This window comes from Bradyrhizobium sp. SZCCHNS1022 (genome assembly GCF_032484835.1).
Lineage (GTDB): Bacteria > Pseudomonadota > Alphaproteobacteria > Rhizobiales > Xanthobacteraceae > Bradyrhizobium.
This window is the reverse complement of the sequence record NZ_JAUETT010000003.1, coordinates 393,527-406,138: the sequence shown is the minus strand read 5'-3', so window position 1 is coordinate 406,138 and position 12,612 is coordinate 393,527. Positions and strand designations below refer to the sequence as shown.

General features: G+C 62.1%; 15 protein-coding genes. 11 read left to right on the top strand and 4 right to left on the bottom strand.

From position 1 onward, the window contains the following. Positions 1-197 precede the first annotated feature (197 nt). The 10 genes from nifH (at position 198) to hspQ (ending at position 9,312) form a co-directional block, all read left to right on the top strand. Positions 198-1,094: a nitrogenase iron protein gene (gene nifH / locus QX071_RS21500; protein WP_315704635.1), complete on the top strand. Its 897-nt coding sequence runs from the start codon at positions 198-200 to the stop codon at positions 1,092-1,094. 75 nt (positions 1,095-1,169) lie between these two features. Beyond that, on the top strand, positions 1,170-2,672 hold the full coding sequence (nifD, locus tag QX071_RS21495; protein ID WP_315704963.1) for a nitrogenase molybdenum-iron protein alpha chain: 1,503 nt from the start codon (positions 1,170-1,172) through the stop codon (positions 2,670-2,672). Positions 2,673-2,755: 83 nt separating this feature from the next. Further along, positions 2,756-4,315, top strand: coding sequence for a nitrogenase molybdenum-iron protein subunit beta (gene nifK / locus QX071_RS21490; protein ID WP_315704676.1), 1,560 nt, complete (start codon positions 2,756-2,758; stop codon positions 4,313-4,315). Between the two features lie 126 nt (positions 4,316-4,441). Then, positions 4,442-6,115, top strand: coding sequence for a nitrogenase iron-molybdenum cofactor biosynthesis protein NifE (gene nifE, locus QX071_RS21485; protein ID WP_315704675.1), 1,674 nt, complete (start codon positions 4,442-4,444; stop codon positions 6,113-6,115). 10 nt (positions 6,116-6,125) lie between these two features. Continuing rightward, entirely contained in the window at positions 6,126-7,523 is a 1,398-nt protein-coding gene (gene nifN, locus QX071_RS21480) for a nitrogenase iron-molybdenum cofactor biosynthesis protein NifN (RefSeq protein ID WP_315704674.1), read from the top strand. Positions 7,524-7,552: 29 nt separating this feature from the next. Beyond that, complete coding sequence (nifX, locus tag QX071_RS21475; RefSeq protein ID WP_315704673.1) at positions 7,553-7,948, top strand: nitrogen fixation protein NifX; 396 nt, start codon at positions 7,553-7,555, stop codon at positions 7,946-7,948. 9 nt (positions 7,949-7,957) lie between these two features. Beyond that, positions 7,958-8,428: a NifX-associated nitrogen fixation protein gene (locus QX071_RS21470; RefSeq protein WP_315704672.1), complete on the top strand. Its 471-nt coding sequence runs from the start codon at positions 7,958-7,960 to the stop codon at positions 8,426-8,428. An 18-nt stretch (positions 8,429-8,446) separates the two neighbouring features. After that, positions 8,447-8,647, top strand: a complete 201-nt coding sequence (locus QX071_RS21465) for a CCE_0567 family metalloprotein (protein WP_315704671.1) — start codon at positions 8,447-8,449, stop codon at positions 8,645-8,647. Positions 8,648-8,681: 34 nt separating this feature from the next. Continuing rightward, entirely contained in the window at positions 8,682-8,969 is a 288-nt protein-coding gene (gene fdxB, locus QX071_RS21460; RefSeq protein WP_315704670.1) for a ferredoxin III, nif-specific, read from the top strand. A gap of 16 nt (positions 8,970-8,985) precedes the next feature. Continuing rightward, complete coding sequence (hspQ, locus tag QX071_RS21455; RefSeq protein WP_315704669.1) at positions 8,986-9,312, top strand: heat shock protein HspQ; 327 nt, start codon at positions 8,986-8,988, stop codon at positions 9,310-9,312. A 159-nt stretch (positions 9,313-9,471) separates the two neighbouring features. Here the strand turns inward: hspQ and QX071_RS21450 are convergent, their stop codons facing one another. The 3 genes from QX071_RS21450 to QX071_RS21440 all read right to left on the bottom strand — a co-directional run bounded on the left by QX071_RS21450 (position 9,472) and on the right by QX071_RS21440 (position 11,192). Further along, entirely contained in the window at positions 9,472-9,789 is a 318-nt protein-coding gene (locus tag QX071_RS21450) for a hypothetical protein (RefSeq protein ID WP_315704668.1), read from the bottom strand. A gap of 26 nt (positions 9,790-9,815) precedes the next feature. After that, entirely contained in the window at positions 9,816-10,670 is an 855-nt protein-coding gene (locus tag QX071_RS21445) for a sulfurtransferase (protein WP_315704667.1), read from the bottom strand. 63 nt (positions 10,671-10,733) lie between these two features. After that, entirely contained in the window at positions 10,734-11,192 is a 459-nt protein-coding gene (locus QX071_RS21440) for a hypothetical protein (RefSeq protein ID WP_315704666.1), read from the bottom strand. A gap of 199 nt (positions 11,193-11,391) precedes the next feature. Here QX071_RS21440 and QX071_RS21435 point away from each other — a divergent pair, with 199 nt between their 5' ends. Further along, a complete protein-coding gene (locus QX071_RS21435) occupies positions 11,392-11,805 on the top strand; it encodes a Rieske (2Fe-2S) protein (RefSeq protein ID WP_315704665.1) in 414 nt (137 codons plus the stop codon). A 15-nt stretch (positions 11,806-11,820) separates the two neighbouring features. Here the strand turns inward: QX071_RS21435 and QX071_RS21430 are convergent, their stop codons facing one another. Further along, positions 11,821-12,429 carry a hypothetical protein gene (locus QX071_RS21430; protein ID WP_315704664.1) on the bottom strand — a complete coding sequence of 203 codons (609 nt, stop codon included), beginning with the start codon at positions 12,427-12,429 and terminating at the stop codon, positions 11,821-11,823. Between the last annotated feature and the right edge of the window lie 183 nt (positions 12,430-12,612).

Sequence of the window (12,612 nt, the reverse complement as noted above, 5' to 3'; positions counted from 1 at the left end):
ACTGCGGGTGTTTTAACGATTTAGTCGCTCTGGCACGTCGGTTGCAAAACGGGTTGCCAGGCAAAGGTTGAGGGCTGAGTGCACGCCGACGCTTCGGACGAGCGATGCTCTCCTTCCCAATAACCCGTCTGCCGGTTCGAAGAGAGAGGACGCGGTCTCGTCATGCCAGGCGCATGCGGGACATTGGCAATCGGTTGATGGAGAGCAGAATGTCACTGCGACAAATCGCATTTTACGGCAAGGGCGGCATCGGCAAGTCGACGACGTCGCAAAACACGCTGGCGGCGCTGGCCCAGATGGGCCACCGGATCCTGATCGTCGGCTGCGACCCGAAGGCGGATTCGACCCGCCTGATCCTGCACGCCAAGGCGCAGGACACGATCCTGAGCCTGGCGGCTGCGGCGGGCAGCGTCGAGGACCTCGAGATCGAAGAGGTGATGAAGGTCGGCTATCAGAACATCCGCTGCGTCGAGTCCGGCGGTCCGGAGCCGGGGGTCGGCTGCGCCGGCCGCGGCGTGATCACCTCGATCAACTTCCTGGAAGAGAACGGCGCCTATGAGGACATCGACTACGTGTCCTACGACGTGCTCGGCGACGTGGTCTGCGGCGGCTTTGCGATGCCGATCCGCGAGAACAAGGCGCAGGAAATCTACATCGTGATGTCCGGCGAGATGATGGCGATGTATGCCGCCAACAACATCTCCAAGGGGATTCTGAAGTACGCCAATTCGGGCGGCGTGCGCCTCGGCGGCCTGGTCTGCAACGAGCGCCAGACCGACAAGGAGCTGGAGCTGGCGGAAGCCCTGGCCAAGAAGCTCGGCACCAAGCTGATCTACTTCGTGCCGCGCGACAACATCGTGCAGCACGCCGAGCTGCGCCGCATGACCGTGCTGGAATATGCGCCGGATTCGGTTCAGGCCGGCCACTACCGGGAACTCGCGACCCGGATTCACAACAATGCCGGCAAGGGCATCATCCCGACCCCGATCACGATGGACGAGCTCGAAGACATGCTGATGGAGCACGGCATCATGAAAGCGGTCGACGAGTCTCAGATCGGAAAGACTGCCGCCGACCTCGCCGCAACGGCTTAAATCCAAACAGGCCGCCCGGCCCTTCGCGAGAGGGCCGGGTGGATGTCCGCAAATCGTATCATCGAGGAAAGCCAGATGAGCGTCATCGAGAAACAAAGCGTTGCCGAGATCAAGGCACGCAACAAGGAATTGATCGCAGAGGTCTTGAAGGTCTATCCGGAAAAGACCGCCAAGCGTCGTGCCAAGCACCTGAACGTGCATGAGTCCGGCAAGTCCGACTGCGGCGTCAAGTCGAACATCAAGTCGATCCCCGGCGTCATGACCATCCGCGGCTGCGCTTACGCCGGTTCGAAGGGGGTGGTGTGGGGTCCGATCAAGGACATGATCCACATCAGCCACGGTCCGGTCGGCTGCGGCCAGTACTCCTGGGCGGCCCGCCGCAACTACTATATTGGCACGACCGGTATTGACACCTTCGTGACGATGCAGTTCACCTCCGATTTCCAGGAAAAGGACATCGTCTTCGGCGGCGACAAGAAGCTTGCCAAGATCATGGACGAGATCCAGGAGCTGTTCCCGCTCAACAACGGCATCACCGTGCAGTCTGAGTGTCCGATCGGCCTGATCGGCGACGACATCGAGGCGGTCTCCAAGAGCAAGTCGAAAGAGTATGACGGCAAGACCATCGTGCCGGTCCGCTGCGAAGGCTTCCGCGGCGTGTCGCAGTCGCTCGGTCACCATATCGCCAACGACGCGATCCGGGACTGGGTGTTCGACAAGATCGCCCCGGATGCCCCGGCGCGCTTCGAGCCGTCGCCCTATGACGTCGCGATTATCGGCGACTACAACATCGGCGGCGATGCCTGGTCGTCGCGCATCCTGCTCGAGGAGATGGGCCTGCGCGTGATCGCCCAGTGGTCTGGCGACGGTTCGCTCGCCGAGCTGGAAGCGACGCCGAAGGCGAAGCTCAACGTGCTGCACTGCTACCGCTCGATGAACTACATCTCGCGCCATATGGAAGAGAAGTACGGTATTCCGTGGTGCGAGTACAACTTCTTCGGGCCGAGCAAGATCGCGGAGTCGCTGCGCAAGATCGCCAGCTATTTCGACGACAAGATCAAGGAAGGTGCAGAGCGCGTCATCGCCAAGTATCAGCCGCTGATGGACGCCGTGATCGCGAAGTACCGGCCGCGCCTGGAAGGCAAGACCGTCATGCTGTTCGTCGGCGGCCTGCGTCCGCGTCACGTGATTGGGGCCTATGAGGACCTCGGCATGGAGGTCGTCGGAACCGGCTACGAGTTCGCGCACAATGACGACTATCAGCGCACCGCCCAGCACTACGTCAAGGACGGCACGCTGATCTATGACGACGTCACCGGCTATGAGTTCGAGAAGTTCGTCGAGAAGATCCAACCGGATCTGGTCGGTTCGGGCATCAAGGAAAAGTACGTATTCCAGAAGATGGGCGTACCGTTCCGCCAGATGCACTCCTGGGACTACTCGGGTCCCTATCACGGCTATGACGGGTTCGCGATCTTCGCCCGCGACATGGACATGGCCATCAACTCGCCGATCTGGAAGATGGCCAAGGCTCCCTGGAAGCAGGCGCCGAAGCCGTTCCTGCAGGCAGCCGAGTAACCGCAACTAGCTCCACGGCCCGGCCCTCCATCGGCGGAGGGCCGGTGCTCCCGATCGACACAGGAAATTGAGAGGGTTGTCCCATGACACAAAGTGCCGAACATGTGCTCGATCACTTCGAGCTTTTCCGTGGTCCCGAATACCAGCAGATGCTGGCCAACAAGAAGAAGATGTTCGAAAATCCGCGCGATCCTGCGGAGGTCGAGCGGGTGCGCGAATGGGCCAAGACGCCCGAATATCGCGAGAAGAATTTCGCCCGTGAGGCGCTGACCGTCAACCCGGCCAAGGCCTGCCAACCGCTCGGCGCCGTGTTCGTCGCCGTCGGTTTCGAAGGCACGATGCCGTTCGTCCATGGCTCGCAGGGATGCGTGGCCTATTACCGCAGCCATCTGTCGCGCCACTTCAAGGAGCCGAGCTCCTGCGTGTCGTCGTCGATGACCGAGGACGCGGCGGTGTTCGGCGGCCTCAACAACATGATCGACGGTCTTGCCAACACCTACAACATGTACAAGCCGAAGATGATCGCGGTTTCCACCACCTGCATGGCGGAAGTGATCGGCGACGACCTGAACGCGTTCATCAAGACTTCCAAGGAGAAGGGCTCGGTGCCGGCCGAATACGACGTGCCGTTCGCGCACACGCCCGCCTTCGTCGGCAGCCATGTCACCGGCTACGACAATGCGCTCAAGGGCATCATCGAGCATTTCTGGGACGGCAAGGCTGGCACCGCGCCGAAGCTCGAGCGCCAGCCGAACGAGAAGATCAACTTCATCGGCGGCTTCGACGGCTACACCGTCGGCAACCTCCGGGAGATCAAGCGCATCTTCAAGGTGATGGGTATCGACTACACGATCCTCGGCGACAACGAGAATGTGTTCGACACCCCGACCGACGGCGAGTTCCGCATGTATGCCGGCGGCACGACGCTGGAAGACGCCGCCAACGCGATCCACGCCAAGGCGACCATCTCGATGCAGGAATATTGCACCGAGAAGACCCTGCCGCTCATCAAGGCGCACGGCCAGGAGGTCGTTGCGTTCAACCACCCGGTCGGCGTCACCGGCACCGATGCGTTCGTGATGGCGCTGTCGCGCATTACCGGCAAGGAAATCCCGGAAGAGCTCGCGCTCGAACGCGGCCGCCTGGTCGATGCAATCGCTGACTCCAGCGCGCACATCCACGGCAAGAAGTTCGCGATCTACGGCGATCCCGATCTCTGCCTCGGGCTGGCCTCGTTCCTGCTCGAACTCGGTGCCGAGCCGACCCACGTGCTTGCCACAAATGGCAACAGGGACTGGGCCGAGAAGGTGCAGGCGGTCTTCGACAGCTCGCCGTTCGGCAAGAACTGCCACGTGTATCCCGGCAAGGATCTCTGGCACATGCGCTCGCTGCTGTTCACCGAGCCGGTCGATTTTCTGATCGGCAACACCTACGGCAAGTATCTGGAGCGCGATACCGGAACGCCGCTGATCCGCATCGGCTTCCCGATCTTCGATCGCCACCATAAGCATCGCTATCCGGTGTGGGGCTATCAGGGCGGCCTCAACGTGCTGGTTACGATCCTCGACAAGATCTTCGACGAGATCGATCGCAACACCAACGTGCCGGCGAAGTCGGACTACAGCTTCGACATCATCCGCTAAGACGCGACGGAGCGCGGTGGCATGGCCGCCGCGCTCCGGCTCTGACCAGGGCAGGGCTCTTGGGGAAGACAGCTGATTGTCTGAGCCGTGCTCGAAGGCGCTACGGTCCGTCAACAGGAGAAGCCAATGAGCTCGCTTTCGGCCACCATCCAGAACGTCTTCAACGAGCCTGGTTGCGGTAAGAACGCCAACAAGTCCGAAGCCGAGCGCAAGAAGGGCTGCACCAAGCAGCTGCAGCCGGGCGGCGCGGCCGGTGGCTGCGCCTTCGACGGCGCCAAGATCGCGCTCCAGCCGCTCACCGACGTTGCCCATCTGGTGCATGGTCCGATCGCCTGCGAGGGCAATTCCTGGGACAACCGTGGCGCGGCATCATCCGGTTCCTCGATCTGGCGCACCGGATTCACCACCGACATCAATGAGACGGACGTGGTGTTCGGCGGCGAGAAGCGCCTCTACAAGGCGATCAAGGAGATTATCGAGAAATACGATCCGCCGGCCGTCTTCGTCTATCAGACCTGCGTGCCGGCGATGACCGGCGACGACATCAACGCCGTGTGCAAGGCGGCGTCGGCCAAGTTCGGCAAGCCGTGCATTCCCGTCAATTCGCCCGGCTTCGTCGGACCGAAGAACCTCGGCAACAAGCTCGCCGGCGAAGCGCTGCTGGAGCACGTGATCGGCACGGTCGAGCCGGAAATCACCACGCCCTACGACCTCAACATCATCGGCGAATACAACCTGTCGGGTGAACTCTGGCAGGTGAAGCCGCTGTTCGACGAACTCGGCATCCGCATCTCGGCCTGCATCTCGGGCGACGGCCGCTACAAGGAGGTGGCGTCCTCGCATCGTGCGCGTGCGGCGATGATGGTCTGCTCCAAGGCGATGATCAACGTCGCCCGCAAGATGGAGGAGCGCTACGGCATTCCGTTCTTCGAAGGCTCGTTCTACGGCATCCAGGATTCCTCGGACTCGCTGCGCGAGATCGCGCGGCTCCTGGTCGAGCGCGGCGCACCGTCCGATCTGCTCGATCGGACCGAAGCCGTGATCGCGCGCGAAGAGGCCAAGGCGTGGGCTGCGATCGAGCCCTTCAAGAAGCGGCTCACCGGCAAGAAGGTGCTGCTGATCACCGGCGGCGTGAAGTCATGGTCGGTGGTGGCGGCTCTGCAGGAGGCCGGCATGGAGCTGGTCGGCACATCGGTCAAAAAGTCGACCAAGGAGGACAAGGAGCGCATCAAGGAGCTGATGGGCCAGGATGCGCATATGATCGACGATATGGCGCCCCGCGAAATGTACAAGATGCTCAAGGACGCCAAGGCCGACATCATGCTGTCCGGCGGCAAATCGCAATTCGTGGCGCTGAAGGCGGCGATGCCCTGGCTCGACATCAACCAGGAGCGTTCCCATGCCTATATGGGCTATATCGGCATGGTGAAGCTGGTCGAGGAAATCGACAAGGCGATCTATAACCCGATGTGGGAGCAGCTGCGCAAGCCGGCGCCCTGGGAGAAAGCGGATAGCAACTGGCAGGCCAGGGCAATCGCCCAGGCCAATGCCGAAGCAGCCGCACTCGCGGCCGACCCGGTCGCGGCCGAAGCCGCACGGCGGGCCAAAAAGATCTGCTTCTGCAAGACGGTCGATCTCGGCACGATCGAGGATGCGATCAAGGCCCATGGCCTGACCGACGTCGCCGGCGTCAAGCAGCATACCAACGCTTCGGGGGGCTGCGGCGCCTGCGCGGTCCGGGTCGAGGATATTCTGGCCGCGATGAACGCGCCCACAAACCTGCTGCAGGCAGCGGAGTAGGGCGCTCGCCATGGCCAAGGTCACCATCGGAAAGAAGGCCTGCGCGGTCAATCCGCTCAAGATGAGCCAGCCGATCGGCGGCGCCTTCGCCTTTCTCGGGCTGCGCGGCGCGATGCCGTTGTTGCACGGCTCGCAGGGCTGCACCTCGTTCGGGCTGACGCTGTTCGTGCGCCATTTCAAGGAAGCGGTGCCGATGCAGACCACAGCGATGAGCGAGGTTGCGACCGTGCTCGGCGGCTATGAGAACGTCGAGCAGGCGATCTTGAACATCCATAAGCGGCAGAAGCCCGAGATTATCGGCATCTGCTCCACCGGCGTCACCGAGACCAAGGGCGATGACGTCGACGGCTACATCAAGCTGATCCGCGAGAAGCATCCGCAGCTGGCCGACTATCCGCTGGTCTATGTCTCGACTCCGGATTTCAAGGATGCGTTCCAGGACGGCTGGGACAAGACCGTGGCCAAGATGATCGAGGTGCTGGTCGAGACTCCGACCTCGACCCGCCGCGATCCGGCGCGCGTCAACGTGCTGCCGGGCTGCCATCTGACGCCCGGCGACATCGAGGAGCTGCGGACTATCTTCGAGGATTTCGGGCTGGAGCCGTCCTTCCTCCCCGATCTCGGCGGCTCCCTTGACGGTCATATCCCGGACGATTTCGTGCCGACCACGATCGGCGGTATCGGCATCGACGAGATTGCGACCATGGGCCGGTCGGCCTGGACGATCGCGATCGGCGCGCAGATGAAGCGGGCGGCCGAAGCCATGCAGGCCAAGACCGGCGTGCCGTACCGGCTGTTCGAGCGTCTCTGCGGGTTGCTGCCGAACGACGAGTTCATGACGTTCCTGAGCGAGATCTCGGGACGCCCGGTGCCGGCGAAATATCGAAGGCAGCGCGGCCAGCTGGCCGATGCGATGCTCGATGCGCATTTCCACATCGGCGGCCGCAAGCTCGCGATCGGCGCCGAGCCGGATCTGTTGTTCGATGTCTCCAGCATGCTGCACGAGATGGGCGCCAAGATCGCGGTGGCGATCACGACGACCCAATCGCCGGTACTCGAGCGCATGCCGTGCGAGGAGGTCCTGATCGGCGACCTTGAGGATCTCGAGAACCAGGCCAAGGACCGCGCGTGCGAGCTGATGATGACGCATTCGCATGGGCGCCAGGCGGCAGCGCGCCTGAAAATCCCATTCTATCGCGTCGGCTTTCCGATGTTCGATCGGCTCGGCGCCGGCCATTTGATGTCGATCGGCTATCGCGGCACCCGCGACCTGATCTTCACCTTGGCCAACCTCGTGATCGCCGATCGCGAGGACAATCGTCAGCCGACCCCGGATACCTGGCGGGATGCCTGGCACGAGACGGCTGGAGCGCAGCCGGACTCCCCAGTCGTCGCGCCGCTGCACTGATCGCCCACTTCAAGAGAAAGGACGCTTGCATGAAGGTCGCATTCGCTACCCAGGACTTGAAGAGGGTCGACGCGCATTTCGGCTGGGCCAAGAACATCGCGATCTACGATGTGAACCCGGAAGGACATCGCTTCGTTGAAGCTGTCGAGTTCGACGGCGACCTGAAGGAGGATGGCAACGAGGATAAGCTCGCGCCGAAGATCGACGCGATCAAGGATTGCGCCATCCTCTACGTCGCCGCGATCGGCGGCTCGGGGGCTGCGCGTGTCGTCGCCAACAACATCCATCCGATGAAAGTCAATCAGCCCGAAGAGATCACCGATCTGCTCGGCAAGTTGCAGGATGTATTGAAGGGCAACCCGCCGCCTTGGCTGCGCAAGGCGCTGGCCAAGGGCCAGGAGCGCGTACTCGATTTCGAGGAATGAGGATCAATCATGTCTGATACAGCGGTCGTAATCGAAGCCGTGCCTGATCTGGAGCGGCCTTTCGTCAAGGAACTGATCAAGATCTGGCGGGCGCAGGACACCCACGGCGCCTGGGAGGGTAAGAGCGACGTCGATCTGCTCGATCCCTACATCCTGGACAAGGAGAAGCGGCGGGCGCTGCCGATCATCGGAGATCCAGATCCCGAAACGATCTGGCGGATGGAGCTGTTCTACAACGCGGTTGCACTCTCGATCGAGAGGGCGACGGGCGTGATGATCTCGCCGATGCTCAAGATGAGCCATGAAGGTTTTGGTCGCATGGTGCTGATCGGGGGCCGCCTGATCGTCGTCAACAAGCAGCTCCGTGACGTGCATCGTTTCGGCTTCGACAATCTCGGCAAGCTCGCCGACGAGGGGGACAAGTTCGTCAAGTCCGGCGTCGAGATGATCGAAAAGTTCAAAGACGTCGCAAACTACTGAGAACGGCGAGGAGAAGCGATGAGCGACCTGGAAACGCTGAAAGCAGAAATCAAGAAGCTTTCCGCACGTGCGATGCAGGCCAAGATGAACCTTCATGATCTGTCGGAGGAGCTCCCGATCAACTGGGATCAGATTCTCCCGACCGCGCAGAAGGCGCACGAGGCGTTTTCCGAACTGGAGAAGAAGCGTGCCGAGCTGAAGAAGCTCGAGGCTGCCTGATCCGCTCCACGTGGTTCAAGAAGGACAGAGCGTCATGTCGAATGCAACTCGCGACGGCCGCGACTGGCGGCCAGATTATCTGGTCGCGATCGATGCCCAAAAGTGTATCGGCTGCGGCCGCTGTTACAAGGTCTGTGGCCGCGAGGTCATGACCTTGAAAGGGATCAACGATGAAGGCGAGTTCGTCGAACTCGACGACGATGAAGACGACGAGGTCGAGAAGAAGATCATGGTCATGAATGACACTGGTGCCTGCATCGGCTGCGGCGCCTGCGCCCGTGTCTGTCCGACCAACTGCCAGACCCATACGCCTGCGCCTTGAGATCAGCGAGTTCGGCATGAGCGCCATCGAAGCCAAGTTCACGATCGGACAGGTGACCCGGCACCGCGTCTATGACCTGCGTGGAGTGGTGTTCGACATCGATCCGGCGTTCTCCGACGACGAGGGATGGCGCGCCATCACGATGGATGCGCGTCTCACCAGGGAGCAACCGTTCTACTATCTGCTCGCCGAGTGCGGTGACAGCAGCTATATCGCCTACGTGCCGGAGCAGAACCTGGTCGCGGATGTCTCGGGTGAGCCGGTGCAGCATCCCGACATCGGGGCGCTGTTCGATATGGATGATGACGGTGCCTATCGCTATCGCGGCCGGATTTTTCAGTGAATCCGCCGCGAGGGCAGACGGCATTGGCCGCGTAAGGCGTGAGTTCGCCATGCCGTCATTGCGAGGCGCGTAAGCGCCGAAGCAATTCAGGACTCGGTCCGCTGAAGCAGCCTGGATTGCTTCGCTCGCAATGACGAATTCAACGCGCGTAAAGGCCCGTCACTCGATCCCCTGTTCGCGGGCTTTCCACATCGCCGCGATCCGGAACCGTTCGTTGATGGCGGTGGGATTAGCCAGGATCTCCGCCTGGGCGGCCGCGAACGCCTTCTCGACGATCTCGGCCTGTTCCTTGGTCAGGGTGACGCGTCCGGCCATGTAGGCAGCATCGGGCGCCGCCTGCCAGATCTTCCGCCGGTTCGGATGCATCTTCACTTCGACCAGCTCGAAGGCTTCGAGCTCGCCATCGAGACAGATCGCGAGCCCGACCACCTCGAGCTTGCGGCCGTCTTCAGTGGTCTTGACCAGAGTCCTTGCCATGCTTCAGCTCCCGTCTGGTATGATTGTCACGCCGCCGCCGGCGTGTCGTCGGTCAGGCTCCATTCCGCCCACGAACCGTCGTAGACGGCCGCGCTCGGAATCCAGAGCCGATACAGCGCCAGTGCGACCATGCACGACGTGATGCCGGAGGCGCAGCTCGTCAGGATCGGCTTGTTCAAATCGATGCCGGCCGCGGCAAAGCGCGCCGCAAGCGCGTCCGGCCCGAGCAGCACGCCGGTATCCGCATCGACCAGATCGGCCCAGGGCACATTGGTCGCCCCTGGAATATGTCCCTGCCGCCGGAAGGCGAACACATCGGCCTGACTGCCGTCGAACTTACCGGGACCTCGCGCGTCGATCAGTTGCGCTGCGCCGGTCTGCAGGTTGGCCGTGACGTCGGCGAGGGTGGCGACCAGGTTGCCATTGAAGCTTGCCTTGAAGCTGTTCGGCGCGGGACGCACCGGTGTCATCTCCGCCGGCAGCTTTTCCTTGGTCCACTTTCCGAAGCCTCCGTCGAGCATCGCAACGTTGTCGTGCCCGAATACGCGGAACATCCACCATACCCGCGCGGCGGCCGCGCCGCCATAAAGGCGATCATAGACGATCACGCGATCCGCATTGCCGATGCCGAGCAGCCCGACCTTGTGCGCAAAATCCTCTGCGCTCGGTAGCATGTGCGGCAACGCGGTCGATTTGTCGGCGACCTGATCGATGTCGAAATGCACGGAGCCCGGCAGATGCCGGCCGCGATATTGGGTGCGGCCATCCAGATTGGTGCTCGGATGATGCCAGGTGCAATCGAGGACCTTGACCTCGGGATCCGTCAGATGCGCCGCCAGCCATTCCGTGCTGACCAGGGCGTCACAGGCTTCCGTGCTCATGGGTGTTGGCTCGTGATGTCGCGAACATGAAAGGGGACAGGCGGCACAGGTCTTGGACCGTGCTCAGAGCGTTTTCGGCATCGCATAGCCGGGGCGCGGATGTGCATCGTAGTATTCCGGCCGCTCCGGCCAGCCACCCTCGGCGATGATCTTGAAGCTCGCAATCTTGACCGGCGCGCCCGGAGAGCACGACACTTCGGCAAATTTGATCTCGCGCTCGCCCGGGCCGGCGGAGAAATCCGCCACGGTGCTGCCGTCCGCCTTGCGGGCGCGAGCGAAGCCGGGCGTGCCGACCGTCGAGGCGGGCACCGAGGCCGCAACGAAATTAGGTTCTTCCAGCCCATCCTTGGACGGACCGAACGCCGGCGAGCCGAAGGTGAACGTCGCGAGTACGCCGCTGCGATCGACCGCCTTGTCGGCCGTGATGGGGCGCGCCACCGAATAGACCGTCAGTGTCCCGCCATCCAGGGCGGTCTTGATGTCATCCAGCGAGCTTTCGACGAAATCCAGCGCAACGTTCATGTCGATCTCCTTACACAAAGGTGTTGGGATCGAAATTTTCAAGTTTTGTGCCAGTTCGTCATGGCCGCACTGGCAGACTGTGGCTCGGCTGCGGAGTTGCGCGAATCTTGCAGCGCCGATCGCGAGTGGAGCCGATCGGGGCGGTGCGATGGTTCGTGCCGGCCGATCTCGGGAATACCATTGAAGGACGAGGACCGACATGACCACCAACGTCGCTTACGCGATCTGCAGCATTAATGACATCCCGAGCCGCCGCGCCATGGGTTTCAATTTGATGATCGTCGAGGAGGACGGCACCAAGCGGCCGTGGCCGATCGTCGTCGTGCGCTGGGGCAAGCAGGTGTTCGGCTACGTCAACCAATGCCCGCATGACAAGGTCAATCTCGACTGGGAGCGCAATCAGTTCCTCGATCCGAACGGGCTGCGCATCTTGTGCGGCAAGCATGGATCGCTGTTCGAGATCGGCACCGGCACCTGTGTGGACGGGCCTTGCAAGGGCGAGAGCCTGACGCCGGTGGCACTGGCCTTGCTGGATGACGATATCTGCGTCACCGGCGTGACGCTCGTCGAGGACGACGAGGTCCTCCCCGACGAGGAGCACGAGGAGAATTGAACGGATCAGCCCGGCCTACACCGGGCGGTTCTCGTTGCGGTTCTTGACCGGCTCCATCTTGGCCAGGGCGTCGGCATAGGCGACGAGTTCGAACGGCTCGCTGTAGCCTTTGGCCGCGTCCAGAACGTAATCGAGCTTGCCCGCGGTATCGAGCTTCTTGATGTCGTTCTTGTCGATCGAGAGCAGATCGAGCATCTCCTTCCACACTGTGGATTCGTCACAGGGCAGCACATAGAAGGTGATGTCGCCTATCTTGATGCGGTATTTCACCAAGAGGTCGATGTTGTTGCAGAACATGAAGTAGCTGCCGTCGGGGCGCAGCAGGTCGTTCAAAACCTCAGCCGCAGCTTCGAGATAGGCGAGGGAATGGATGTAGCCGGCCAGCACCGGAATGGTGCTCTCGCCGTCCTGGACCACCGTCAGGACCTGCTCGACCGAGAAGTCCGGTGGCCGCTTCTCGTCGGCGACCTGAGCCTGGAATTTGAGCGCGATGTCACCGCGGAAGCCAAATCGCCCGGGCTTCGTCGTCGGCCCCTTCAGCACCGCGTTGAGCAAGCGACCTTCCTGGTCGAGGCGCGCCAGCGCCGTGGTTTCGATTGCGACCGTCTTCTCCATCGTCGTCATCAACAATCCCTCGCATGTCCCTGTGTCATGAGCCGTCTCGCCGCACGGCGCGGTCGAAGGGGCGCGATGCAAATTGTCTGCCGCAGCCGGTTGAGCCCTGTTTTGACTATGGTTTTGGCCCTCGTCGTGCGGCGTTGTCGGATTTGTGCCGAACGACCGCCGACAGCAGGGCCCGGCGGGCAT

Excerpts from the sequence above, each read along its gene's own strand:
- nifH (WP_315704635.1), top strand. The coding sequence starts at position 198 with ATGGAGAGCAGAATGTCACTGCGACAAATCGCATTTTACGGCAAGGGC.
- nifD (WP_315704963.1), top strand. The coding sequence starts at position 1,170 with ATGAGCGTCATCGAGAAACAAAGCGTTGCCGAGATCAAGGCACGCAAC.
- nifK (WP_315704676.1), top strand. The coding sequence starts at position 2,756 with ATGACACAAAGTGCCGAACATGTGCTCGATCACTTCGAGCTTTTCCGT.
- nifE (WP_315704675.1), top strand. The coding sequence starts at position 4,442 with ATGAGCTCGCTTTCGGCCACCATCCAGAACGTCTTCAACGAGCCTGGT.
- nifN (WP_315704674.1), top strand. The coding sequence starts at position 6,126 with ATGGCCAAGGTCACCATCGGAAAGAAGGCCTGCGCGGTCAATCCGCTC.
- nifX (WP_315704673.1), top strand. The coding sequence starts at position 7,553 with ATGAAGGTCGCATTCGCTACCCAGGACTTGAAGAGGGTCGACGCGCAT.
- QX071_RS21470 (WP_315704672.1), top strand. The coding sequence starts at position 7,958 with ATGTCTGATACAGCGGTCGTAATCGAAGCCGTGCCTGATCTGGAGCGG.
- QX071_RS21465 (WP_315704671.1), top strand. The coding sequence starts at position 8,447 with ATGAGCGACCTGGAAACGCTGAAAGCAGAAATCAAGAAGCTTTCCGCA.
- fdxB (WP_315704670.1), top strand. The coding sequence starts at position 8,682 with ATGTCGAATGCAACTCGCGACGGCCGCGACTGGCGGCCAGATTATCTG.
- hspQ (WP_315704669.1), top strand. The coding sequence starts at position 8,986 with ATGAGCGCCATCGAAGCCAAGTTCACGATCGGACAGGTGACCCGGCAC.
- QX071_RS21450 (WP_315704668.1), bottom strand. The coding sequence starts at position 9,789 with ATGGCAAGGACTCTGGTCAAGACCACTGAAGACGGCCGCAAGCTCGAG.
- QX071_RS21445 (WP_315704667.1), bottom strand. The coding sequence starts at position 10,670 with ATGAGCACGGAAGCCTGTGACGCCCTGGTCAGCACGGAATGGCTGGCG.
- QX071_RS21440 (WP_315704666.1), bottom strand. The coding sequence starts at position 11,192 with ATGAACGTTGCGCTGGATTTCGTCGAAAGCTCGCTGGATGACATCAAG.
- QX071_RS21435 (WP_315704665.1), top strand. The coding sequence starts at position 11,392 with ATGACCACCAACGTCGCTTACGCGATCTGCAGCATTAATGACATCCCG.
- QX071_RS21430 (WP_315704664.1), bottom strand. The coding sequence starts at position 12,429 with ATGACGACGATGGAGAAGACGGTCGCAATCGAAACCACGGCGCTGGCG.